The 20,155-nt window shown below is 64.2% G+C and carries 25 protein-coding genes and 1 riboswitch; of the genes, 14 read left to right on the plus strand and 11 right to left on the minus strand.

Annotated features, from left to right (window positions below; translation table 11 throughout):
* The first annotated feature begins 9 nt into the window (after window positions 1-9).
* The 4 genes from NCR35_RS28945 to NCR35_RS28960 all read left to right on the plus strand — a co-directional run bounded on the left by NCR35_RS28945 (window position 10) and on the right by NCR35_RS28960 (window position 4,031).
* Entirely contained in the window at window positions 10-717 is a 708-nt protein-coding gene (locus tag NCR35_RS28945) for a YetF domain-containing protein (RefSeq protein WP_250537329.1), read from the plus strand.
* Window positions 717-1,457: a DUF421 domain-containing protein gene (locus NCR35_RS28950; RefSeq protein ID WP_250537330.1), complete on the plus strand. Its 741-nt coding sequence runs from the start codon at window positions 717-719 to the stop codon at window positions 1,455-1,457. The genes NCR35_RS28945 and NCR35_RS28950 overlap by 1 nt, the downstream gene beginning before the upstream one ends.
* Window positions 1,458-1,578: 121 nt before the next feature.
* Window positions 1,579-1,890 (plus strand): hypothetical protein, encoded by a 312-nt coding sequence (locus tag NCR35_RS28955; protein ID WP_250537331.1) that lies wholly within the window; start codon window positions 1,579-1,581, stop codon window positions 1,888-1,890.
* Window positions 1,891-1,919: 29 nt separating this feature from the next.
* Window positions 1,920-4,031 (plus strand): phosphocholine-specific phospholipase C, encoded by a 2,112-nt coding sequence (locus NCR35_RS28960; RefSeq protein ID WP_250537332.1) that lies wholly within the window; start codon window positions 1,920-1,922, stop codon window positions 4,029-4,031.
* Between the two features lie 15 nt (window positions 4,032-4,046).
* Here NCR35_RS28960 and NCR35_RS28965 read toward each other — a convergent pair whose 3' ends face one another.
* Entirely contained in the window at window positions 4,047-4,946 is a 900-nt protein-coding gene (locus NCR35_RS28965) for a LysR substrate-binding domain-containing protein (RefSeq protein WP_244851238.1), read from the minus strand.
* Between the two features lie 151 nt (window positions 4,947-5,097).
* Between NCR35_RS28965 and NCR35_RS28970 the strand changes: the two genes are divergently transcribed.
* Window positions 5,098-5,325, plus strand: a complete 228-nt coding sequence (locus tag NCR35_RS28970; protein ID WP_244851237.1) for a hypothetical protein — start codon at window positions 5,098-5,100, stop codon at window positions 5,323-5,325.
* A gap of 36 nt (window positions 5,326-5,361) precedes the next feature.
* Here NCR35_RS28970 and NCR35_RS28975 read toward each other — a convergent pair whose 3' ends face one another.
* The 3 genes from NCR35_RS28975 to NCR35_RS28985 form a co-directional block, all read right to left on the minus strand.
* The gene (locus NCR35_RS28975; protein ID WP_244140179.1) at window positions 5,362-5,595 is read right to left on the minus strand and encodes a DUF2934 domain-containing protein; all 234 of its coding nucleotides are present in this window, start codon (window positions 5,593-5,595) and stop codon (window positions 5,362-5,364) included.
* 107 nt (window positions 5,596-5,702) lie between these two features.
* Window positions 5,703-6,191, minus strand: coding sequence for a hypothetical protein (locus NCR35_RS28980; RefSeq protein ID WP_250537333.1), 489 nt, complete (start codon window positions 6,189-6,191; stop codon window positions 5,703-5,705).
* 43 nt (window positions 6,192-6,234) lie between these two features.
* Window positions 6,235-6,711 carry a DUF2244 domain-containing protein gene (locus NCR35_RS28985; protein WP_250537334.1) on the minus strand — a complete coding sequence of 159 codons (477 nt, stop codon included), beginning with the start codon at window positions 6,709-6,711 and terminating at the stop codon, window positions 6,235-6,237.
* 147 nt (window positions 6,712-6,858) lie between these two features.
* Here NCR35_RS28985 and NCR35_RS28990 point away from each other — a divergent pair, with 147 nt between their 5' ends.
* On the plus strand, window positions 6,859-7,194 hold the full coding sequence (locus NCR35_RS28990) for a hypothetical protein (RefSeq protein ID WP_250537335.1): 336 nt from the start codon (window positions 6,859-6,861) through the stop codon (window positions 7,192-7,194).
* A gap of 7 nt (window positions 7,195-7,201) precedes the next feature.
* Here the strand turns inward: NCR35_RS28990 and NCR35_RS28995 are convergent, their stop codons facing one another.
* Window positions 7,202-7,789, minus strand: a complete 588-nt coding sequence (locus NCR35_RS28995) for a TetR/AcrR family transcriptional regulator (RefSeq protein ID WP_250537336.1) — start codon at window positions 7,787-7,789, stop codon at window positions 7,202-7,204.
* Window positions 7,790-7,932: 143 nt separating this feature from the next.
* On the opposite strand from NCR35_RS28995, the gene NCR35_RS29960 reads away from it, so the two are divergent.
* The gene (locus tag NCR35_RS29960) at window positions 7,933-8,349 is read left to right on the plus strand and encodes a rubredoxin (protein ID WP_284503382.1); all 417 of its coding nucleotides are present in this window, start codon (window positions 7,933-7,935) and stop codon (window positions 8,347-8,349) included.
* A gap of 141 nt (window positions 8,350-8,490) precedes the next feature.
* Here the strand turns inward: NCR35_RS29960 and NCR35_RS29005 are convergent, their stop codons facing one another.
* Window positions 8,491-8,991, minus strand: coding sequence for a 6,7-dimethyl-8-ribityllumazine synthase (locus NCR35_RS29005; RefSeq protein WP_250537337.1), 501 nt, complete (start codon window positions 8,989-8,991; stop codon window positions 8,491-8,493).
* 70 nt (window positions 8,992-9,061) lie between these two features.
* Window positions 9,062-9,228, minus strand: a riboswitch (FMN riboswitch).
* A gap of 174 nt (window positions 9,229-9,402) precedes the next feature.
* Here NCR35_RS29005 and NCR35_RS29010 point away from each other — a divergent pair.
* Together NCR35_RS29010 and NCR35_RS29015 are read left to right on the plus strand one after the other, a co-directional pair.
* Window positions 9,403-9,858, plus strand: coding sequence for a MarR family winged helix-turn-helix transcriptional regulator (locus NCR35_RS29010; protein ID WP_250537338.1), 456 nt, complete (start codon window positions 9,403-9,405; stop codon window positions 9,856-9,858).
* 33 nt (window positions 9,859-9,891) lie between these two features.
* A complete protein-coding gene (locus NCR35_RS29015; RefSeq protein ID WP_250537339.1) occupies window positions 9,892-10,824 on the plus strand; it encodes a LysR family transcriptional regulator in 933 nt (310 codons plus the stop codon).
* Between the two features lie 4 nt (window positions 10,825-10,828).
* On the opposite strand, the gene NCR35_RS29020 is transcribed toward NCR35_RS29015, so the two are convergent.
* Both NCR35_RS29020 and NCR35_RS29025 read right to left on the minus strand, forming a co-directional pair.
* Complete coding sequence (locus NCR35_RS29020; protein WP_250537340.1) at window positions 10,829-11,065, minus strand: tautomerase family protein; 237 nt, start codon at window positions 11,063-11,065, stop codon at window positions 10,829-10,831.
* A 24-nt stretch (window positions 11,066-11,089) separates the two neighbouring features.
* Window positions 11,090-11,797: an SDR family NAD(P)-dependent oxidoreductase gene (locus tag NCR35_RS29025; RefSeq protein ID WP_250537341.1), complete on the minus strand. Its 708-nt coding sequence runs from the start codon at window positions 11,795-11,797 to the stop codon at window positions 11,090-11,092.
* Between the two features lie 268 nt (window positions 11,798-12,065).
* Here NCR35_RS29025 and NCR35_RS29030 point away from each other — a divergent pair, with 268 nt between their 5' ends.
* Window positions 12,066-12,482, plus strand: a complete 417-nt coding sequence (locus NCR35_RS29030) for an organic hydroperoxide resistance protein (RefSeq protein ID WP_250537342.1) — start codon at window positions 12,066-12,068, stop codon at window positions 12,480-12,482.
* Window positions 12,483-12,502: 20 nt separating this feature from the next.
* Here NCR35_RS29030 and NCR35_RS29035 read toward each other — a convergent pair whose 3' ends face one another.
* Window positions 12,503-12,985 (minus strand): GNAT family N-acetyltransferase, encoded by a 483-nt coding sequence (locus NCR35_RS29035; protein ID WP_250537343.1) that lies wholly within the window; start codon window positions 12,983-12,985, stop codon window positions 12,503-12,505.
* A gap of 67 nt (window positions 12,986-13,052) precedes the next feature.
* The gene (locus NCR35_RS29040) at window positions 13,053-13,958 is read right to left on the minus strand and encodes a LysR family transcriptional regulator (protein WP_250537344.1); all 906 of its coding nucleotides are present in this window, start codon (window positions 13,956-13,958) and stop codon (window positions 13,053-13,055) included.
* 164 nt (window positions 13,959-14,122) lie between these two features.
* Here NCR35_RS29040 and NCR35_RS29045 point away from each other — a divergent pair, with 164 nt between their 5' ends.
* The 4 genes from NCR35_RS29045 (at window position 14,123) to NCR35_RS29060 (ending at window position 19,089) form a co-directional block, all read left to right on the plus strand.
* Complete coding sequence (locus NCR35_RS29045) at window positions 14,123-15,697, plus strand: UxaA family hydrolase (protein WP_250537345.1); 1,575 nt, start codon at window positions 14,123-14,125, stop codon at window positions 15,695-15,697.
* Window positions 15,698-15,756: 59 nt separating this feature from the next.
* Window positions 15,757-16,680: a dihydrodipicolinate synthase family protein gene (locus NCR35_RS29050; protein WP_244851223.1), complete on the plus strand. Its 924-nt coding sequence runs from the start codon at window positions 15,757-15,759 to the stop codon at window positions 16,678-16,680.
* Between the two features lie 67 nt (window positions 16,681-16,747).
* Entirely contained in the window at window positions 16,748-18,052 is a 1,305-nt protein-coding gene (locus tag NCR35_RS29055; RefSeq protein WP_250537346.1) for an MFS transporter, read from the plus strand.
* Between the two features lie 95 nt (window positions 18,053-18,147).
* Window positions 18,148-19,089, plus strand: coding sequence for an NAD(P)-dependent oxidoreductase (locus NCR35_RS29060; protein WP_250537347.1), 942 nt, complete (start codon window positions 18,148-18,150; stop codon window positions 19,087-19,089).
* A 14-nt stretch (window positions 19,090-19,103) separates the two neighbouring features.
* Here NCR35_RS29060 and NCR35_RS29065 read toward each other — a convergent pair whose 3' ends face one another.
* On the minus strand, window positions 19,104-20,039 hold the full coding sequence (locus NCR35_RS29065; protein WP_250537348.1) for a GGDEF domain-containing protein: 936 nt from the start codon (window positions 20,037-20,039) through the stop codon (window positions 19,104-19,106).
* Between the last annotated feature and the right edge of the window lie 116 nt (window positions 20,040-20,155).

The following is a 20,155-nucleotide window of genomic DNA, read 5'->3' on the forward strand; positions in this document are numbered from 1 at the left end:
GGTGCCGCTTTGCAATCCCCTCCGTTCAGACTGACCGACTGGCATCGCTTCCTGTTCGGCAATGCGTCATGGCACTTCCTGCTGGAAGTGCTGCTGAGAACGTGCGCGACTTACGTGCTGCTCGTCATCGCCATGCGCTTGCTGGGCCGGCGCGTCGCCGCGCAGTTCACGCTCTTCGAGATCTCCATCGTCGTGACGCTGGCGGCCGCCATCGGCGTGCCGTTGCAAGCGGCGAATCGCGGCATGCTGCCGCCGTTTCTCATTGCGCTCGTCGCGGTCGCGCTTCAGCGGATCATCGCGGCGGCGGGCATCACGCATCGGCGCGTGGAGACGATGGTATCGACCGATGTCACGCTGCTCGCCCGCGAAGGGCTGCTCCAGCATGCCGAACTGGCGCGCGCCGCGATGCCCCGCGAGAAGGTCTACGAAGCGATGCGGCTCGCAGGCTGGCAGCATCTCGGCCAGATCAGCCGCCTTTACATGGAGCCTTCCGGTGCGTTCTCGTTCATCCCCGCGCGGCCCGCGAAACCGGGCTTGTCGGTGCTGCCCGCCATCGACGAGGAATTGCGCGACGAAGCCCGCGTGCCGGGCTGTTCCGCGTGCCTGCATTGCGGCAATACGGTTCGCACCGACGAGAGCGGCCACGCCGACGACCTGCGCTGCGACAACTGCGGATCGCGCGAGTGGACGTACGCCGTGACGGAAGTGGAGCGCTGATGCCTTTCATCGAGCGACTGCTGATCGGCGACGGGCCGTGGGCCTTTCTCATCGAAGTCATCCCGCGAGCGGTGGTCATGTATCTGATGCTGCTCGTCGCCATGCGCATGATGGGCAAGCGCGTCGCGGCGCAGTTGAGCATCACGGAACTCGCCGTCATTCTGATGCTGGGCGCGGCCATCGGCGTGCCGATTCAGGTGTCGTCGCAAGGCGTGCTGCCGGCCGCTGTCGTGCTGCTCGCGGTGGTTGCGCTGCAACGCCTGAGCGCAAGGGCCGGCCTGCGCTGGCGCAGATTCGAAGTGCTGGAGCAGGGCGACGTCACGATCCTCGTGAAAGACGGCCGCATACTGCTCGACGAACTGAAAGCCAGCCAGGTCTCGCGCGAAATGCTCGCCTCCGAGCTGCGGGCGGCGAACGTCGCGCATCTCGGGCAGCTGCGCCGCGTGTACATGGAGGCGTCCGGGTCCATCAGCATCGTGTGGCGAAAGGAGCCTGCGCCGGGGCTGACCGTGCGGCCGGACATGGAGCGGTCGCTGCTCGACGCCATCGGCGCGAAGGGCTATTTCTCGTGCTGGAGCTGCGGCGTCACGGTGCAGTCGGACGAGCGTCCGGACCGGCCGTGCGAGGCGTGCGGCTACGAGCGGTGGGAGTCCGCCGTGCGCGTGCCCGTCGAGCGGTCGACCGCGACGGACACCGGCGCCGCCGCCGATACCGGTACCGAACAGACCGCGGCCAGCTGAACCCGGCAACGCCTTGCCGATGCCATCCACCGGCCCGTCTCGCGCCGGTCACATTGCTTACACATGTCACCGATACTCTTGCGTGCGCTGAGTGCAACTGCCCACTTGCCCGAGAGGACGCATGAAGAGAGCCGGAAGACGCCGCCACGTAGCGGCGGGCATCGCCGTATTCGCGTGCGCAACCGTTGGCGGCTGCAACAGCAATAGCAACAGCAACAGCGATACGGCAGCCGACCCTGCTGCGGCCGCACCGGCGCGCACGAGCGCGCAAGCGGATGCCGCGACTGCGGGAACGAGCGAACTGGAGAACTGGGCGATCTCGGCCACGTCCACCGGCACGCCCCGTCCGCCTCGAGCGCTGTCCGCGCAGGCCGTTTCCGCGCAGGCATCGTCCGATGCACTCGCGCCGCCGGTCATTCACACGGTCGACTGACGCCTTTCCTTCTTTCCCCAGGTACACGGATGACAACCCAGAACAGACGTGAATTCCTGCGCGCGGCCATGCAGACCGCTGGCGCGGCCACCGCACTCAACATCGTTCCGCTCGGCATTCGCCAGGCGCTCGCCATTCCCGCGAACAACCGTCACGGTTCCATCGAGGATATCGAGCACATTGTCGTGCTGATGCAGGAGAACCGCTCCTTCGATCACTACTTCGGCACGCTGCGCGGCGTGCGCGGTTTCGGCGATACCCGCGCCGTGCGGCTCGCGAACGGCAACACCGTCTATCACCAGCCGATTGCCGCCGGCGCGGGCGACGTGCTGCCGTTTCATCCGGGCGCATCCAACCTCGGGATGCAGTTCCTGCAAGACCTGCCGCACGACTGGGTAAGCGGGCAGGGCGCGTTCAACGGCGGCCGCTACGATCAATGGGTGCCGTTCAAGGGCACGACGACGATGGCGTATCTGAAGCGCGACGACATCCCGTTCCACTATCAGCTCGCCGACGCCTTCACCATCTGCGACGCGTATCACTGCTCGACCAATACGTCGACCGATCCGAACCGCTACTACATGTGGACCGGCTACGTGGGCAACGACGGCACGGGCGGCGGTCCGGTGGTCGACAACGCGGAAGCGGGCTATGGCTGGTCGACGTTCCCCGAAGTGCTGGAGCGCGCGGGAATCTCTTGGAAGATCTATCAGGACGTCGGCACCGGGCTCGACGCGAAGGGCTCGTGGGGCTGGACGCAGGACCCGTACATCGGCAATTACGGCGACAACTCGCTGCTCTACTTCACGCAGTATCAAAACGCGCAGCCGGGCAGCCCGCTCTACGAAAAGGCGCGGCGCGGCACCAACGCCGCGGCGGGCGAAGACTACTTCACGCAGCTCAGGCAGGACGTGCAGGCGGGCACGCTGCCGCAGGTCTCGTGGATCGTCGCGCCCGAAGCGTATTCCGAGCACCCGAACTGGCCGGCCAACTACGGCGCGTGGTACGTCGATCAGGTGTTGCAGGTGCTCACCTCCAACCCGGACATCTGGAGCAAGACCGCGCTCCTCATCAACTACGACGAGAACGACGGCTTCTTCGATCACATCGTGCCGCCGTTTCCGCCGACATCGAGCGCGAACGGCCTCTCGACCGTCGATACGAGCCTCGAGATTTTCCCCGGCAGCCAGAAGTACGCAGCGGGTCCGTACGGCCTCGGCGCGCGCGTGCCGATGATCGTCGTGTCGCCGTGGTCGCGCGGCGGCTGGGTGTGCTCGGAAACGTTCGACCACACGTCGGTCATTCGCTTCATTCAGAAGCGCTTCGGCGCGTCGCACCGGCTTCCCGAGCCGAACATCACGCCGTGGCGCCGCGCCATTTGCGGCGATCTGACTTCCGCGTTCGACTTCCGCAATCCGAATCGCGGCATGCCGACGCTGCCGGGCACGGCGTCGTACGCGCCGCCGGACAAGGCGCGGCATCCCGACTACGTGCCGGTGCCCCCGGTCGTCGGCGCCATGCCGAAGCAGGAGCCGGGCGTTCGTCCCGCGCGCGCGCTGCCGTACGAACTCTTCGTGCGCACGCACGCGAACGCGAGCCAGCGCACGGTGGCGTTCGACTTCGTGAACACGGGCGCGGCGGGCGCGGTGTTCCTGCTGTATCGGCAGGGCAGCACGGATGCGCCGCGCACCTACACGGTGGAGGCCAAGAAGCGCCTTGCCGATCACGTCGCGACGAACGCCGACGGCAGCTACGACTTCGTCGTGCATGGGCCGAACGGGTTCCTGCGCCGGGTGGCGGGCAAGGCGGCGGCATCGCATAGCTGGTGGTCGCGCGAAGAGGCGCTGCCCGAAGTCGCCGAAGGCTACGACGTCGCGAACGGCAATCTGCAACTGCGCCTGAAGAACACCGGCAGCGGGCCGTGCACCTTCAGCGTGACGAACGACTACGAGCCTTCGAAGACCGTCACGCGGCGCGTGGCGGGCGGCGAGACCGCGCAGTTGTACCTGGATCTGCGCGCGTCGCACGGCTGGTACGACGTGCGCGTGAGGGTGGATACGGACAGCGCGTTCGCGCGCCGTTTCGCCGGGCACGTCGAAACGGGGTGCGACAGCATGAGCGATCCCGCGCTGTCGGCCTAAGCGGTACTGGCGAGGCTAGCGCGCGGGATGAGCGTCGCGCGCGGCCTCGCGTTCGATCCAGGCGAGAAACCGCTCGACGCGCGGCAAGTCGGCGTTCTGGCTCGGATAGACGAGATGATGCGCGCCGACTTCCACCGCATAGCTGGCGTCGAACACCGGCACGAGCACGCCCTCGCTGATCTTGACGGACGCAAGCATCAGGCTTTCCAGCGCGATGCCGAGCCCGAGCGCCGCCGTTTCGATCGACATGTACGAGCGGTCGAACGAGAAGTCGAAGGTCTTCTGCGGCGCGGACACGCCCGTTCTGCCGAACCATTGCTTCCACTGCACGAGCGGCGTCTCCGAATAGATCAGACGATGCGAGAGCAGGTCGTCCGGCGTCTTCACGGGATGGCGTTCGAGGTACTTCGGCGAGGCGAGCGGCGCGATGAATTCGCCGCGCAGGGTCCGCACTTCGAGATTGGTCCAGTTGCCATAGCCGTGGCGTATGTCGATGTCGTAATAGCCGTTCGAGAACGACACGTTTTCGTACGAGCACGCGAGGTTCAACTGGATATCGCCGTTGTCCTCCTGAAACGACGACAGGCGCGGCAAGAGCCACATGAGCCCGAAGCTCGGGCTCGAATGCACGCGCAGAATATCCACTTCCTTCTGGCTCGATGCGCGCTCGGTCGCGCGGCTCAGGTCCGCGAGCAGGCCCGTGACGTCGGACAGATAGCGTTCGCCGGCGGGCGTGAGCACGAGTCCGCGTCCGGAGCGCTGAAAGAGCGGCTGCCCGATGATGCCTTCCAGATTCGCGATCTGATGGCTCACCGCCGACGCCGACAGGCCCATTTCCTCTGCCGCGCGATTCACGCTTTTCGTGCGCGCGACGCTTTCGAACGCGACGATGGCCTTGAGCGGCGGGATACGCATAGGTGCTGTATATGGTTGTAGTCGGTTGTGGTCGAGTGTAAAGCACCGGCCCGCATTATCGGATTGTCGTCGGCCACGCGCGAGCGCCGTGCGCGGCACGCTCCATGCTGTGCCCTCCGTCAAACATCACATCCATACGCGGAGGCACACCATGGAATTCGAGTATCGTTCATGCAAGATTCACACGTCGGCGAGCATCGAGGACGGAACCATCGTCGGCAATGCGCGCATTTATATGCCGCCCGCGAACGAAGGCGACGACATTGAATCGCACGACATGGAGTTTCATCTCGCCTTCGTCGATGAAAACGAGGCGATTGCCTTCGCCCGCGAACGCGCGATGGCGTGGGTGGACGAACACGAGGCGCTTGCGCTCTGAACGAACGCCCGCAGCCTGCCATGCCCGCCGTCGTGCTCACGACGGCGGCTTGCTCTTGCTCTTCGAATTGACCGATCGTTCGCGAGCCGCATCCGGATTGTCCGCGTTCAACTGCTCGCGCGCGCGGTGGTAGTACTCGTCGGCCCGGCCGGCTTGCCGGCCTTCGGCCTCCCACATGTAATAGGCCAGCGTGCGAATGCGCTGTTCGAGGGCTTCACGCGTCATCGCGTCGCGTGCATCGTCGTCCTCGTGGTCCGGTGTGCTCGACATTCTCTCGTCCTGTGAAGTGGGCGCGCTGCGCGCAGTTCGATTCTAGGGCCGCGACGTCCGCCTTGGAAGTTGTCCACTGCATTCCCCGTGCCGGCGGAGCCGCAAACCTAATGCTGCGCTTCGAGCGCGCCCGGAATTAGCACCTTGCCGGCGTAGTTGAGCGCGCGATCCAGCGGTTCGATGCCGCTGAACGACATGTCCGCATAATCGAGCCGGCGGTAGAACGCGGTTTCCATCAGTTCGCCTTTCGTGCGTCGATAGAAGATGCGCCCTGCCAGATACAACTGCGGCTCGCCGGGCATGGGGGCGTGCGCGGGAATGACGCCGCCGAAGGTCGTGCGCGTATCGCCGTCGAACCACGCCCACCACTCGGCGTTCGCGTCGAGCAGCGTGCCCTTCGTGATGACCGAGGTGACCGTATAGCCCCAGCCCGCTCTCGGCAAAGCATGCCTCGCGTCGCGATACGTTCGCTTCAGTTCGAACAGACTGCGTACGATCTCGATGCGCGCGTCGCTCCGGTTTGCCACGGCCAGCGTCACGCGGCCGGGCTTTCCAGGGGCCGCGGTCGCCTTCAATAAAACGAGGGAGGTGTCCATGATGCTCGACTGCAAATTCAGTGAGTCCGGTGCGTAGTGACGATTAGTGAGCCAGTGCGTTCATCTCGCAGCGCGCGACCTGCTGGAACTCGGCGAGAAAGAGCAGACGATGGCTCTGCGTGGCGAAGCGTCCGAGTTCCAGCGTCTCGCCGGCCACGCGCAACGACAATCGCGTGCGCGCGCCTGTCTGCGCGACGAGAAGCACCGCCCAGCGCGCGTCGATCCGCCGCGTGCGCGTATAAGGCCCGCGCGCCGATTCGATGACGAGCGTGTGGCCGTGCAAGGTCACGATGTCGCCGTCCAGCGCGTGCCTTGCATGCCAGAAGAAGCACGACCAGATGATGCACGCGTGCAGGACTGCTAACCCGTAGAACACGACGTTGCCGTCGATCGCATGCATCGCGGTCGCGAAGACAACGGGGATGATCGAGAGGCTCGCGCAGACGCTCGCGAGGCCCGCCGGAGAACACGACGCGCGCCGGGCGAGAGACCATTGCTTCGGGGACGGATGGGCGAGCATGAGGACTCCTGCTTCACGTTGCGATGTCGGCGTGGCGGAAAAGCAATCCACAGTCCCGCGACAAGGCCGCTCTCGGCCGGCTCTTCATGGCGGAGGGGCATGTGGATTGCATCGTCCTCAGGAACCTCGATGAAGAAAGGAGTCGCCATGCACGCAACGACACGCAACATCATCCTGGGCTCGATGCTCGTAATAGCCGGCAACGTTCATGCGGCCGGCGGAGGACTCGGCTGCGGCGGAGGCGGCTGCGTGAACAACGGACAGGGCGGCAGCACGTCCGGCGGCGCGGGATCGTCGGCAGGACAATCGGCGGATGCTTCCGGTACGCAGCGGTCGTCCAACGTTTCGCCGGGCACGGTATCGAAGGGCGGGCAGGGAAGCGGCATGAGCCGCGACATGGGCGGCGCGATGACGCCCGGCGCGCAAAGCGGCAAGCCCTCGCCCGTCACGAAGCACGATGCCGGTGGCTCGCAGGGATGGTGAGCGCGGATCAGCCGGCCTCGCGCAGCGAGCCGAAGAGACCTCGCAGTGCCGTGCGCAGCAAGTCGCCCGATGTCGGCTTGCTGACGAAACTCATCGCGGGCGCATAGGTAAGCTCGAACACGAGCGCGCCGAGCACTTCGGGCTTGACGTCGAGGTCGGGATCGAACCGAAGCAGCACCTCGCCGAGCGCCTTCCATTGCGCGCGCAGCACCTTCTCCTGCGACTTCCGGAAGGCGTCCGTGGGCTTCGTCACGCGCGAGTATTCGAGTATCAGCATCGGCCAGTTACCGAGGCGCGAACTGCGCGTGGCCCATGCCGCAATGCGGTCGATGGCTTTCTCGATGCTCTGCGCGCCCTGTAAATCGGCCAGTATCTGATCGAGGCTCACGCGCCCGTGCTCTTCCAGCACGCCGAGGAAAAGCTCGTCCTTTCCCGCGAAATTCGAATAGACCGCGCCCTTGCTGAAACCGGCCTCGTCGGCGATGCGGTCGAGCGAGGCGGCGGCGTAGCCATCGCGGGCGAAGTGCTCTTTCGCGACCGACAGTAACCGCTGCCGCGTAAGCGCCTGAGTTTCCTCGCGCGAAAGCCTTGCCATGTTCGAATCCTCTCGATGTTGAATATTGCCGACGCTCGATACTAGCAAGTAAGGGCAGCACCGGATAGATTCGTGTTAGCATCCGGATACTCTACGGTATCCGAAAACCGGCAAGTATGCGAAATCACTATGAGGCCGAAGGCATGTACAAGAAGGGCGCCGCGCTCGAATTGCAGTTCTCATCGGCGCGGCTGAACAACGGCGCGGGCGATCCGTACTGGATCGATCTGACTGCGCAGGAAGCCATGCGGCTGCACGCTGAACTCGGCGCATTTCTGGCGAAAGGGATCGATGCGCAGGCAGGTCCGCTCATCGTCTCACTCGACGAAGACGCGCAGCGCGAATCCCGCGAATCGGATCGCCGGGGCGGCGCGCCCGAACCTGCGGCGTCCGCGTTCACCCAATGGGTCTGCCTGATCTGCGGATGGATCTACGACGAAGCCGCGGGCGATCCCGAGCACGGCATTGCACCGGGTACGCGCTGGCGCGACGTGCCCGATGACTGGCGCTGTCCGCTCTGCGACGTCGGCAAGGACGACTTCGCGCTCGTGGAGTTTTGATAGTCGGTGCTGCCGCTTCAAGCCAGCGCGCCCAAGGCCACGCCATCGGCTTGCCCATCCGCACGCAACTAACGGTCTTCCCAGACCGCTTCCGCAGAACGGTCACGGGCCGAGCGCCCATGACCGCTACTTCACTAAGGCTTACAGAACCGCCAGCGCGCCGAGCTTCCCGATGGTATCCGCGCACGCATGCGCCGCTTCTCGGCCTTTCACGAGGAAATGATCGTGAAAGAAGCCGACGTGCTCGTCCCCGTGATGGAAATGATGCGGCGTGAGCACGGCGGAAAACACCGGTGTGCCTGTTTCGAGCTGCACCTGCATCAACCCGTTGATCACCGCCTGCGCGACGAATTCGTGCCGGTAGATGCCGCCATCGACCACCAATCCTGCCGCCACGATGCCCGCATAACGCCCGCTCTGGGCGAGCCGCTTCGCGTGCAGCGGAATCTCGAAGGCGCCGGCGACTTCGAAAAGATCGACGTCGTCGCGCGCATAGCCCTGTTCTTCGATCGCCTGCAGAAAGGACGTCTTGCACTGATCGACGATATCGCGATGCCAGCAAGCCTGAACGAACGCAATGCGAGGACGGTGAGCGCCCGCAGCCTGTACTGCCTGTGATTCGTTGAAATTGGATGTGTTCATGGACTTCAGCCTGTTTGTGTGAACAGGGCGAAGGACGGCCGCGAGCCTCCCGAAGAAGGCGCGCGCACCGTCCTGTTCTCTTTCATCCGGACTATACCGTCGGCCCCGGAATCCAACCGGGTCTGCCGACATCGCCCCATGCCATCTTTCGATGATCCAGGCCGAGCAGCTCGCGGGCTACGTCCGCATGGGACGATTACCGCCGGTGGGGAATTGCACCCCGCCCCGAGAACGTGTCCTTCGTATGATCGAAGAACGCAGGTACGGTATCACGACGCGAAGCCGCTGCGCGGAATTCCCCGTGTCGCTTGAGGTTAATGCGGCTCGAGGTTGATGAGGGATTTCGACGGAAGCGATTCCATCGCGCGCGATCTATAATGCCTGCATCGAAGTCTCGCCCCGGAGAGCATCATGAAATCGACGGAACCGTCGTCCGCACCGTCGCTGTCGGACTTTCTGTGCTTTGCCGTGTACTCGGCGAATCTCGCGTTCGGCAAGGCGTACAAGCCCATTCTCGAAGAACTCGGCCTGACCTACACGCAGTACATCACCATCATCGCGTTGTGGGAAGAAGACGATCAGACCGTCGGCAGGCTGGGGGAGAAGCTCTTTCTCGAATCCAACACGCTCACGCCGATCCTGAAGAAGCTCGAAGCGATGGGCTACGTACAAAGACAGCGCGACCCCGCCGACGAGCGCCAGGTGCGCGTGAGCCTGACCAGAGAAGGCCGCCGGCTGCGCGAGAAGGGCGGCAAAATGGATCTCGTCGCAGCCACCGGTCTCAAGCCCGCCGAATTCGTGAAGGTGCAGAAGGCGATCGTCACGCTGCGCGAGAACCTTGTCCGCTCAGTCAACGAAACGGCCTGACGTAGCGCCGGCGCCAACCGCGAAAGAGCACGCATGCAACGAAGGTTCGACGACCTGCTGCTCGGCAGTATCGAGCTTTTCTGCCTCGCAGCCGAACTGGAGAGCTTCACGCTCGCCGCGAATGCCGCGAGCGTCAATCCGGCGGCGGTGAGCCGGTCGGTCGCGCGGCTAGAAGAGCGCCTCGGCGTACGGCTTTTCGTGCGCACGACACGGCAAATTCGTCTGACCGATTCGGGCCGTCGTTATTACGAACGCTGTCGGCAGGCGCTCGGCGAACTGGTCGATGCCGAACGCGAAGTGACCGGTCAGCAAACCACGCCCGCGGGCGTGCTGCGCATCAGCATGCCGACGCCGTACGGGCATTACCGCGTCTTGCCGCTTTTGCCTGCATTTCGCGAGCGCTATCCGGATGTCAGCATCGAGACGCATCTGAGCAACCGCAACATCGAGTTCGCGGAAGACGGCTTCGATCTCGCGATACGCGGCCGCGCGCCGGACGATTCCTCGCTCATTGCCCGCAAGCTCGAAGACGCGGAGATGGTCGTCGTCGCGACGCCCGCGTATCTGAAGCGCAAGGGCGTGCCCGAGTCGCCCGGCGATCTTGCAGCGCACGAGTGCATTCAGTTCGAGCGGCCGAGCAGCGGGCGCAATATCGCCTGGACGTTTCGCGATGCATCGGGCGATACCGATATCGTCACGCGAGGCGCCTATGGCTCGTCGGGAGACGCGCTTGCGGGCGTCACGCTCGCGCGAGCGGGCGCGGGCCTCTTTCAGACGTACCGCTTCATCGTCGAAGAAGACCTGCGCGCGGGGCGTCTTGTCGAAGTGCTCTCCGACTACCGCGGCACGCGCCCGTTCATTCTGCTGTATCCGCACGCGCGGCACCTGTCGTCGCGCGTCAGGGTGTTTGTCGACTTCCTCTTCGAACACCTGCCGCGCGCACGCGCCGACCGAGCGCCGCGGTAAAGCGTCAACCCGCCTTGGCCGCTAGCTTCTTGCGGTAGTCCTGCACCGGCAGTCCGCCCCAGCCCCAGTTCTCCAGCTCGACTTCCTCTATCACGACGAACGTCGCTTCGAGCGGCTTGTGCAACACGTCGAGCAATAGCCGGCTCGCGCCCGCGATCAGCCGCGCCTTTTCGTCGGCGGTGATCGCATTCGCGCCGGGCCGCGTGCCTTCGCGCGTGACCTGAATGGTGACGATAGGCATATCAGACTCCTGTGAAATGGCTATTCAATGGCCCGCGCTTTGGCCGCCATCGACGTGCAGGATTTCGCCCGTGATGAACGGGGCATCGTCGAGAAAGAGGATCGCATTGACGACATCGCGCATCTCGCCCATGTGGCCCACCGGATGCAGCGCCGACAACGCGGCGTGCGTGTGCTCGGGATGCATCGGCGATTTGATCACGCCCGGCGATACCGCGTTCACCCGCACCCCCGAACGAGCGTACTCGATGGCGAGCGATTTCGTCGCCGCGTTCAGGCCGCCCTTCGTGAGCGAAGCCAGCACCGAAGGCACGCCGCTGATCGGGTGATCGACGAGACTCGTCGTCACGGTGACGATATGCCCGCTGCCTGCTTCCTGCATGTGCGCGATGACGCGCTGCGTGATGTGAAAAAAGCCGTCCACGTTCACGCGCTGAATCGCTGCATAGTCCTCCGATGTGTACTGTGTGAACGGCTTGGCGATGAAAATGCCCGCGTTGTTGACCAGCGTGTCGATGCGCCCGAATCGTTTGATGGCGGTCGCGACGATGCGCTCGGCAGTACCCGCATCGGCGATATCGCCAGCGATCGTGATGAGATTGTTGTCGACCGATTCGCCGATGGAACGCGAAGTCGCAATGACACGATGGCCGCGTTCGCGAAAAGCCTTCACGGTTTCGGCGCCAATGCCTTGCGACGCGCCGGTGACGATGACCACTTTGCTTGCATTCATGATGAGCCTCTGACGGTGTGAGTGTCGGCTGTCTGGCCGTTCGAATCGACGGATCCGATGGAGGCTCACTGTAGGCGCGCGCCGCCGCACCGCGAACACCCACGGCGGACAAACACTATTGCGCGGCAGGAACAAAAGGAACAAGAGACGGCTATTGCCGGCTTAAGCATAAGCAATTGACACGCAGGAGCCGATCAAGCAGTATGGCGCAACCGATTAGATCGGATGCGATCTAAATACCGGCCTTTCATTCATTGAGGAAAACATCATGTCCAAGATCGAAAAGGTACTGTACACGGCGAAGACCCACACATCCGGCGGGCGCGACGGCACCGCGCGCAGCTCCGACGGCCGTCTGGATATCGACTTGTCGTCGCCCGGCAGCGCAGGCAAGGGCACCAACCCGGAGCAACTCTTCGCGGCGGGCTGGTCGGCGTGCTTCATCGGCGCAATCGGGCTCGCGGCGCGCAAGCTCAAGGTGACGCTGCCGCCTGACTTGTCCGTGGACGCGGAAGTGGATCTCGGCATGACAGGCGACGCCTACTTGCTCGGCGCGCGCCTGAACGTGAGTCTGCCCGGCGTTGAACACGACGTGGCGCGCGCGCTCGTCGATGCGGCTCACGAAACCTGCCCGTATTCGAAAGCGACGCGCGGCAATATCGAGGTCGAGATCAACCTCGTCTAAGCGAGCTGCGGCGGGTAGCGCTAATCAGCCTTGACGCCGATGGTTTTCGCAAAGCATCGGGCGTCGGGCTGATGAACGTAGATGCCGTAACGGGCCGTCGGCGTGAAGCCGTTACGCTCATAGAACGCAATGGCGCGCCGGTTGAACGAGCGCGTTTCGAGCAGCAGCGTGTGATAGCCGACCGCAGCCGCATCCGCTTCGAGCTGCGCCAGAATGGCTTTGCCCACGCCGCACGTATTCGGCCTGCTGTAAATGCGCTTGAGCTCGGCCACACCGTAATCGAAGCGCCTGAACGCGCCGCATCCGAGGGCGAGGCCCTGCGTCGTTCGCGCGACGACGAATGCGCCGCGTGCCGAACACGCATCTTCCGGAGAAAAGCGGCTTTGGCCGCCGTCGCCGGAAAACACGGCGAGCATGGCGCTCAGTTCGTCGAGCAGGGCCTGCGCTTCCAGCGACCACGGGTCTTCACGTCGGACAAGAATGGCTGTCTCAAAGGGCGTCACGGCGGGGGCTCCTTGGCTTGTCAACAGTGGCCCGACGAGTCGAGCAAACCCCGGTCCCGCCGCCGCCTTACGAGGCGTTTGGAACGCGCGTTCGGCTAGTGAGCAGCGCGATGAACCGTTCCGCCATCGGCGAGAGCACGCCGGTCTTGCGCGTCACGATGCCATATGTCTGCGATGGCGAGCGCAACGTCACCGGAAGAATGCGCAGCATCTTGTGCTGCGCGAAGAAGTTGGCGATATCGGTGGGCAGCACGGACACGAGGTCCTTGCTCTGGTTGAGCAGCGCGACCGTGACGAACGTGGATGCCGTCGAGATCGTGTTGGCGGGCATGGCGACGCCCGCGAGGTCCATCTCGCGTTCCAGCAGTTCGCGCAATGGCATCTGACTCGGGTACGTGACCCAGCGGCAGTGCGCGAGATCGCGCATCTGAACGTGGCTGCGCGACTTCGTCGCGTGCCGGTAGCCGACCACCACAGAGAGCGGCTCGTCCGCGAGCTTCCAGTAGCGGTATTTCGAAGGCTGTTCGCTGACCGCCGATCTGCCGATCACGAGATCGAGAACGCCTTCATCCAGTTGCAGCAGCATGCGCGCGCTCGTGTCCTCGACGATTTCCACCGACACATGCGGCTGGTCCGCGTGCAACGCATCGAGCGCGGGCACGACGACAGCCGGAATCGCGCCCATGATCGCGCCGATCGCAAGACGCCCGCCGCGCCCCGACTGAATCTCCGCGATGTCCTGACACAAGAGCGTCAAGTCCGTGGTCAGTAGCCGCGCATATTGAATCACGCGATGCCCGTACTGATTCGGCAGCATGCCGCTCGCCGAGCGCTCGAAGAGGGGCGTGTCGAATAGCGCCTCCAGTTCATGCAACGCCTTGCTCGCCGCCGATTGTGTAACGGCCATGACCGCCGCGGCCTTGTGCAGCGACTTGTGTTCGTCGAGCGCAATCAGCAATTGAAGCTGTTTCATTCTGAGTCTCGACAGCAGCATCTGGACCGTGTTCATCGGCGAGTCGCGGGGCAAGTAGGAGAAGTGATCAGGGGATGGAAACAATTCAATATACATGCCGCGTCCGCCAACCGTATAGTCGGTTTCGGAGACGACACTCGAGAAACCCGTTACGGGTTCACATCATGCAGAACGCAAGCCAGAACATAACTGGCCGGCTCGACGAAGCCAGGCCACGATCCCCCGTTATTCGCCTGCACCGTGACGACGACGTAGTCATCGCGCGAGAGCAACTGGTCGGCGGGGCGCGGCTCCCCGACGAAGCCATCACCGTATCCGGACTCATTCCGCCGGGCCACAAGATCGCGACGCGCGCTATCCACGAAGGCGAAGCGGTGCGGCGCTACGGCCAGATCATCGGCTTCGCGAGCCGCGCCATTGCGCCGGGCGAGCACGTTCACACGCACAACGTCGCGATGGGCGAATTCGATCGCGACTACGCGTTCAGCGCAAGCGCCCGCGCCACGCAGTACGCGAAGACGCCCGCCACGTTCAACGGCATCGTGCGTCCGGACGGGCGCGTGGCGACGCGCAATTACATCGGCATTCTGACCTCGGTGAACTGCTCGGCGACCGTCGCCCGCGCGATTGCCGATCACTTCCGCCGCGACACGAACCCCGCGAGCCTCGCAGCGTATCCGAACGTGGACGGCGTCGTCGCATTGACGCACGGCGCGGGCTGCGCGGTGGACCCCGAAGGCGAAGGGCTCGCGATGCTCCAGCGAACGCTCGGCGGCTATGCGACGCACGCGAACTTCGCGGGCGTCCTCGTGATCGGACTCGGTTGCGAGACGAACCAGATTTCGCGCATTCTGGAAACGCAGGGCCTCAGCGAAGCGCCGTTTCTCCAGACGTTCAGCATTCAGGAAACCGGTGGCACCGCAAAGACGGTGGCGCACGGCATCGAGGTGGTGAAGGGCATGCTCGCTTCCGCGAACCGCGTGGAGCGCCAGCCGGTGCCGGCATCGCATTTGATCGTCGGACTGCAATGCGGCGGCTCGGATGGCTATTCGGGCATCTCCGCGAATCCAGCGCTCGGCGCAGCCGTGGACCTGCTCGTGGCGCACGGCGGCACCGCGATTCTCTCCGAAACGCCCGAGATCTACGGCGCGGAGCATCTGCTCACGCGCCGCGCGATCAATCGTGAGGTCGGCGAAAAGCTCGTCGCGCGCATCCACTGGTGGGAAGACTATTGCGCGCGCAACCGCGCCGCGATGAACAACAATCCGTCGGCGGGCAACAAGGCCGGCGGCTTGACCACCGTGCTCGAAAAGTCGCTCGGCGGCATCGCGAAGGCGGGCAATACGAATCTCGTCGAAGTCTACGAATATGCGCAGCGCGTGGATGCAAAGGGCCTCGTCTTCATGGACACGCCCGGCTACGACCCGATCTCCGCGACAGGGCAGGTGGCAGGCGGCGCGAACCTGATCTGCTTCACGACGGGACGCGGCTCGGCCTACGGCTGCGCGCCGTCGCCTTCGCTCAAGATCGCGACCAACGACGCGCTGTGGAACCGCCAGCAGGAAGACATGGACCTGAACTGCGGCCCGATTCTGAGCGGCGAGAAGAGCATCGAGGAAATGGGCGAAGCCCTCTTCCAGCTCATGCTCGACACGGCATCGGGCGAGCGCACCCGCAGCGAGATTCACGGCTACGGCCAGAATGAATTCGTGCCCTGGCAGATCGGCGCGATTACCTGAAGGCGCATGGAAGTCCGGTTACATCCGGTACTCAACCCTTAACCATCGCATTCCTAACTATGAATAATACGACCTCATACCGCGGTGTCTTTCCCGTCGTTCCGACGATCTTCGACGAAGCGGGGCAGCTCGATCTCGAAGGCCAGAAGCGTTGCGTCGACTTCATGATCGATGCCGGTTCCAACGGCCTGTGCATTCTCGCCAACTTCTCCGAGCAATTCGCGTTGTCCGATGAAGAACGCGACACGGTGATGCGCGTGGTGCTCGAACACGTGGCCGGCCGCGTGCCGGTGATCGTCACGACGACGCATTTCAGCACCGACGTCTGCGCACGCCGCAGCCGCGCCGCGCAGGATGCGGGCGCGGCGATGGTCATGATCATGCCGCCGTATCACGGCGCGACCATCCGCGTGACCGAGAAGGGCATCTACGAGTTCTTCGGCAAGGTGTCGGATGCGATCGGCATTCCGATCATGATTCAGGACGCGCCGGTGGCCGGCACGCCGCTGTCCGCGCCGTTTCTCGCACGCATGGCGCGCGAGATCGAGAACGTCGCGTACTTCAAGATCGAAACGGCACAGGCTGCCTCGAAGCTGCGCGAGCTGATCGAACTGGGCGGCGACAGCGTCGTGGGTCCGTGGGACGGCGAAGAAGCCATCACGCTGATGCCTGATCTCGAAGCGGGCGCGACCGGCTCGATGACCGGCGGCGGCTATCCGGACGGCATCCGCAAGATCGTCGATGCCTACGCGAGCGGCGACAAGGAACAGGCGGCATCGCTCTATCAGCAGTGGCTTCCGCTCATCAACTACGAGAACCGCCAGTGCGGACTCTCGGCCTGCAAGATCCTGATGAAGGAAGGCGGCGTGATCGGCTCCGACGCGGTACGTCACCCGTTTGCGTCCGTGCATCCGAAGACGCGCGAAGGCCTGCTCGAAGTCGCGCGCCGGCTCGATCCGCTGGTGCTGCGCTGGGGCCACTGAAGCACTCATGCATGACGAGCGAGCGATTCCGCTCGCCTGAACTATAAGACTGGTTAGGAGACGGACAATGGATGTGTCCAGCAGTAGTCGTGCGCAAGCCGTGAAGATGACGAATGTGCGGTGGAAGATCTTCCTTCTGCTGCTGATGCTCGTGTCCATCAATTACATCGACCGTGCGGCGCTTTCGGTCGCGATGCCCGCCATCTCGCAGGAGTTCAGCCTCACGCCGGAACGGCAGGGAATCATTTTGAGCTCCTTTTTCTGGACCTATCTGTTCATGCAGGTTCCGTCGGGCATGCTGGCGGACCGTCTGAAGCCGCGCGCATTGATCGCCGCCGCTACCGTCGGCTGGGGCTTCTTTCAGGCGCTCGGCGCGCTCAGTACCGGCTGGTTCCTGCTGTTGCTGACGCGCCTCGGCCTCGGCGTGACCGAAGCGCCGATCTATCCGGGCGGCGGCAAGCTGAATGCGCTGTGGCTCACGAAGAACGAAAAGACGCGCGGCGCGGCGCTGCTGGACGGCGGCAGCGCGCTCGGCTCGGGCGTCGGCGCGATCGTCGTGGCAACGCTGATGACGGTGCTCGGCTCGTGGCGCGCGGCGTTCGTCGTCGCGGGCGTCGGCACCATCCTGTGCGGCGTGTGGGCGTGGTGGTATATCCGCAATACGCCGCGCGAACATCCGTCGATCAGCGAGGAAGAGGCCGCATACATCGAGCGCGCGCACGCCGAGGAAGACGCGAACGAGCCGAAGGTCGCGGCGGGCGGGTCGCTGTTTCGCTTCTTCGCGTACCGGTCCGTGTGGGGCATGTGCCTGAGCCATACCTGCACCAACCTGATCTTCTTCGGGCTGATGACGTGGCTGCCGACGTACCTGTTCAAGGTCCACGGCTTCGATCTCAAGTCGCTGGGCGGCGCGACGTTCCTGATCTTCTTCTGCGGCTTCGTGGGCGAAGTGCTCGGCGGTCAGCTCGCCGACAAGTGGAAGGCGTCGGGTGCGAGTGCGAACCTCGTGTATCGCTCGATGATGATTATCGGCGCGGCGGCCGTCGCGTTGTCGATGCTCGGCGTCGCCTTCGTGAAGACACCGTTCCTGGTCGTGACGCTGCTGTGCGTGGCGCTCTTCTTCCTGCGCTGGAACGGCGGCTGCAACTGGGCGACGCCCGCGATGCTCGCGACGCGTGCGCGCACCGGCACGCTCAACGGCATCATGAACTTCGTCGGCAATATCGCGGGCATCTTCGTGCCGATCTTCATCGGCTATATCGTGCAGACGACGGGCTCGTATTTCCTCGCGTTGATGTTCTTCGTCGCGGTGGCCGTGTTCCAAGTGCTGTCGGTGCTCAACATCAACTATCAACGCAAGCTGCCGGTATAACGGACAGTACAGCAGGTATAGGTACGCGGTACCTGCATCGACTCCGGGCAACGCAGAGTCGATGCAGAAGCCGTCACTTTCTGAGCGCAACGTCAATGAACACGAACAACATGAGCCTGAACGAAACGGCATCTGCCGCGCGCATCGAACGCGTCGGCATGATCGGACTGGGACTGATGGGTAGCGCCATCGCCTCGCAGGTGATGAAGAAGGGATTCAAGCTCTCGGTGGTCGGGCACCGCAGCCGTCAGGCGCTTGAAGGACTGGTCGCGCAGGGCGCGACCGAACTCGGCAGCGCCGCCGAACTCGCGCGCAACGTGGATGTGGTGATCGTATGCGTCACGGGCACGCCGCACGTGCGCGATGCCGTGTTCCGCGAAGACGGTCTGCTCGCGGGGGCGCACGACGGTCTGATCGTGATCGACAGCACGACGGCCGATGCCGACTTCGCCGCCGAAGCGGCCAGCGCATTCGGCGAGAAGGGCGCTGCGTTCCTCGATGCGCCCGTCAACCGCACGCCGAAGGAAGCGCGCGAGGGCCGGCTCAACGTGCTGGTGGGCGGCGATGCAGCGGTGCTCGACCGCGTGCGGCCGCTCATGGCCGCGTACGGGGAGACGGTGCATCATCTGGGCGCGCACGGATCGGGCTATCGCGCGAAGCTCATTCACAACTTCATTGCGCAGGCGAACGGCGCGATTCTCGCTGAGGCATTCGGCACGGCCGCGAAAGCGCAGTTGAACCTGCATGAGTTCGCGGCGGTGTGCCGTCTGAGCGGCGCGCATAGCAAGACTTTCGATCGTCTCATCCCGTATCTGCTCGAAGGCGACGACAGCGGACAACAGTTCGCAATCCGAAATGCTGCGAAGGACATGCGCTCGTATAGCCAGCTCGCGGCTTCGTATTCATCGACCGACATTCTGGCCGAAGCCGTGCGGCAGATTTACGTGCTCGGCATCAACCTCGGCCACGGCGACGAATACGTGCCGCATATGTTCGATGTCGTTGCCGAGTTGAACGGCACGAAACAGAACGGCTGATATCTCCGGGCGGCCTAATCGTCGAAGCCGCTTTCGGCGAGCAGGTCCGCCACGCTGTGATGAAGCGCCGGATCGAACTGCGTCTGCCGCGCGTTGAAGCCGATCGAATAGCCGCGATGCACGCGCGCTTCGCGTTGACGCAGCGCGTGACGCAGCCGTTCGACCAGTTCGTCGGCGTCCTCGGCGCTCGTGTCGGTGAGCAGCACGGCGAACTCGTCGCCACTCAGCCGCGCGATCACGTCGCTTTCGGCGAGCACATCGCGCAGCACGTCGGAGAACGTCTGCAACGCGCGGTCGCCTTCGGCGTGGCCGTAGGTATCGTTTATCTCGCGAAAACCGTCCAGGTCGATCAGAAGCAGCGTGGCCTCGCGCGCGAGCCGCTTACAGACGTTCAGCGTATGTTGCGCGAGCGTCTCGAAGCCGCGCCGGTTGGAAAGCAGCGTCAGTTCGTCGATGGTCGCGAGTTGCAGCGCGGCCACTTCCTGTTCCGCCATGCGGCCGAGGTCGCGCAAGAGCCGACGGTCTTCCGCGCCGAATGCGCGCGGCTGCTGGTCGATGAGACACAGCGTGCCGAGCTTCGCGCCGTTGGGCAGGCTCAGCGGATAGCCCGCATAAAAGCGGATGAACGGCGGGCCGATGACGAGCGGATTGTCGTGGAAGCGCGCGTCGGCGCGGGCATCGGGCACGATCAACACGTCGCTGCCGCCGATGGCATGTGCGCAGAACGAAACATCGCGCGACGTTTGACGCGTCTTGAGGCCGGTGCATGACTTGAACCACTGACGATTTTCGTCGACCAGACTCACCAGTGCGATGGGCACGTCGAACAGGCGCTTGGCGAGCCGCGTCAGGCGGTCGAAGCGCTCTTCGGGCGCGGTATCGAGGATATTCAGTGCGCGCAGCGCGGCAATGCGCTCGCTTTCGTTCGCAGGCTTAATAGGGACAAGCATTGGTGTCGGCAACGGCTTGCGGATGCCCGAGCGGGCGGGAGAACTTAAGACTATTCTACCGTCTGACGGCTGAAGCTGAGGCGCCGATGCAGCGAATATCCGCCGGGCCAGCGCGG

The sequence above is a fragment of the Caballeronia sp. AZ10_KS36 genome (genome assembly GCF_023631105.1).
Taxonomy (GTDB): Bacteria; Pseudomonadota; Gammaproteobacteria; order Burkholderiales; family Burkholderiaceae; genus Caballeronia.

Bases quoted from the DNA above. Each gene is read 5' to 3' on its own strand.
- NCR35_RS28950 (WP_250537330.1), top strand. From the start codon at position 717: ATGCCTTTCATCGAGCGACTGCTGATCGGCGACGGGCCGTGGGCCTTT.
- NCR35_RS28955 (WP_250537331.1), top strand. From the start codon at position 1,579: ATGAAGAGAGCCGGAAGACGCCGCCACGTAGCGGCGGGCATCGCCGTA.
- NCR35_RS28960 (WP_250537332.1), top strand. From the start codon at position 1,920: ATGACAACCCAGAACAGACGTGAATTCCTGCGCGCGGCCATGCAGACC.
- NCR35_RS28965 (WP_244851238.1), bottom strand. From the start codon at position 4,946: ATGCGTATCCCGCCGCTCAAGGCCATCGTCGCGTTCGAAAGCGTCGCG.
- NCR35_RS28970 (WP_244851237.1), top strand. From the start codon at position 5,098: ATGGAATTCGAGTATCGTTCATGCAAGATTCACACGTCGGCGAGCATC.
- NCR35_RS28975 (WP_244140179.1), bottom strand. From the start codon at position 5,595: ATGTCGAGCACACCGGACCACGAGGACGACGATGCACGCGACGCGATG.
- NCR35_RS28980 (WP_250537333.1), bottom strand. From the start codon at position 6,191: ATGGACACCTCCCTCGTTTTATTGAAGGCGACCGCGGCCCCTGGAAAG.
- NCR35_RS28985 (WP_250537334.1), bottom strand. From the start codon at position 6,711: ATGCTCGCCCATCCGTCCCCGAAGCAATGGTCTCTCGCCCGGCGCGCG.
- NCR35_RS28990 (WP_250537335.1), top strand. From the start codon at position 6,859: ATGCACGCAACGACACGCAACATCATCCTGGGCTCGATGCTCGTAATA.
- NCR35_RS28995 (WP_250537336.1), bottom strand. From the start codon at position 7,789: ATGGCAAGGCTTTCGCGCGAGGAAACTCAGGCGCTTACGCGGCAGCGG.
- NCR35_RS29960 (WP_284503382.1), top strand. From the start codon at position 7,933: ATGTACAAGAAGGGCGCCGCGCTCGAATTGCAGTTCTCATCGGCGCGG.
- NCR35_RS29005 (WP_250537337.1), bottom strand. From the start codon at position 8,991: ATGAACACATCCAATTTCAACGAATCACAGGCAGTACAGGCTGCGGGC.
- NCR35_RS29010 (WP_250537338.1), top strand. From the start codon at position 9,403: ATGAAATCGACGGAACCGTCGTCCGCACCGTCGCTGTCGGACTTTCTG.
- NCR35_RS29015 (WP_250537339.1), top strand. From the start codon at position 9,892: ATGCAACGAAGGTTCGACGACCTGCTGCTCGGCAGTATCGAGCTTTTC.
- NCR35_RS29020 (WP_250537340.1), bottom strand. From the start codon at position 11,065: ATGCCTATCGTCACCATTCAGGTCACGCGCGAAGGCACGCGGCCCGGC.
- NCR35_RS29025 (WP_250537341.1), bottom strand. From the start codon at position 11,797: ATGAATGCAAGCAAAGTGGTCATCGTCACCGGCGCGTCGCAAGGCATT.
- NCR35_RS29030 (WP_250537342.1), top strand. From the start codon at position 12,066: ATGTCCAAGATCGAAAAGGTACTGTACACGGCGAAGACCCACACATCC.
- NCR35_RS29040 (WP_250537344.1), bottom strand. From the start codon at position 13,958: ATGAAACAGCTTCAATTGCTGATTGCGCTCGACGAACACAAGTCGCTG.
- NCR35_RS29045 (WP_250537345.1), top strand. From the start codon at position 14,123: ATGCAGAACGCAAGCCAGAACATAACTGGCCGGCTCGACGAAGCCAGG.
- NCR35_RS29050 (WP_244851223.1), top strand. From the start codon at position 15,757: ATGAATAATACGACCTCATACCGCGGTGTCTTTCCCGTCGTTCCGACG.
- NCR35_RS29055 (WP_250537346.1), top strand. From the start codon at position 16,748: ATGGATGTGTCCAGCAGTAGTCGTGCGCAAGCCGTGAAGATGACGAAT.
- NCR35_RS29060 (WP_250537347.1), top strand. From the start codon at position 18,148: ATGAACACGAACAACATGAGCCTGAACGAAACGGCATCTGCCGCGCGC.
- NCR35_RS29065 (WP_250537348.1), bottom strand. From the start codon at position 20,039: ATGCTTGTCCCTATTAAGCCTGCGAACGAAAGCGAGCGCATTGCCGCG.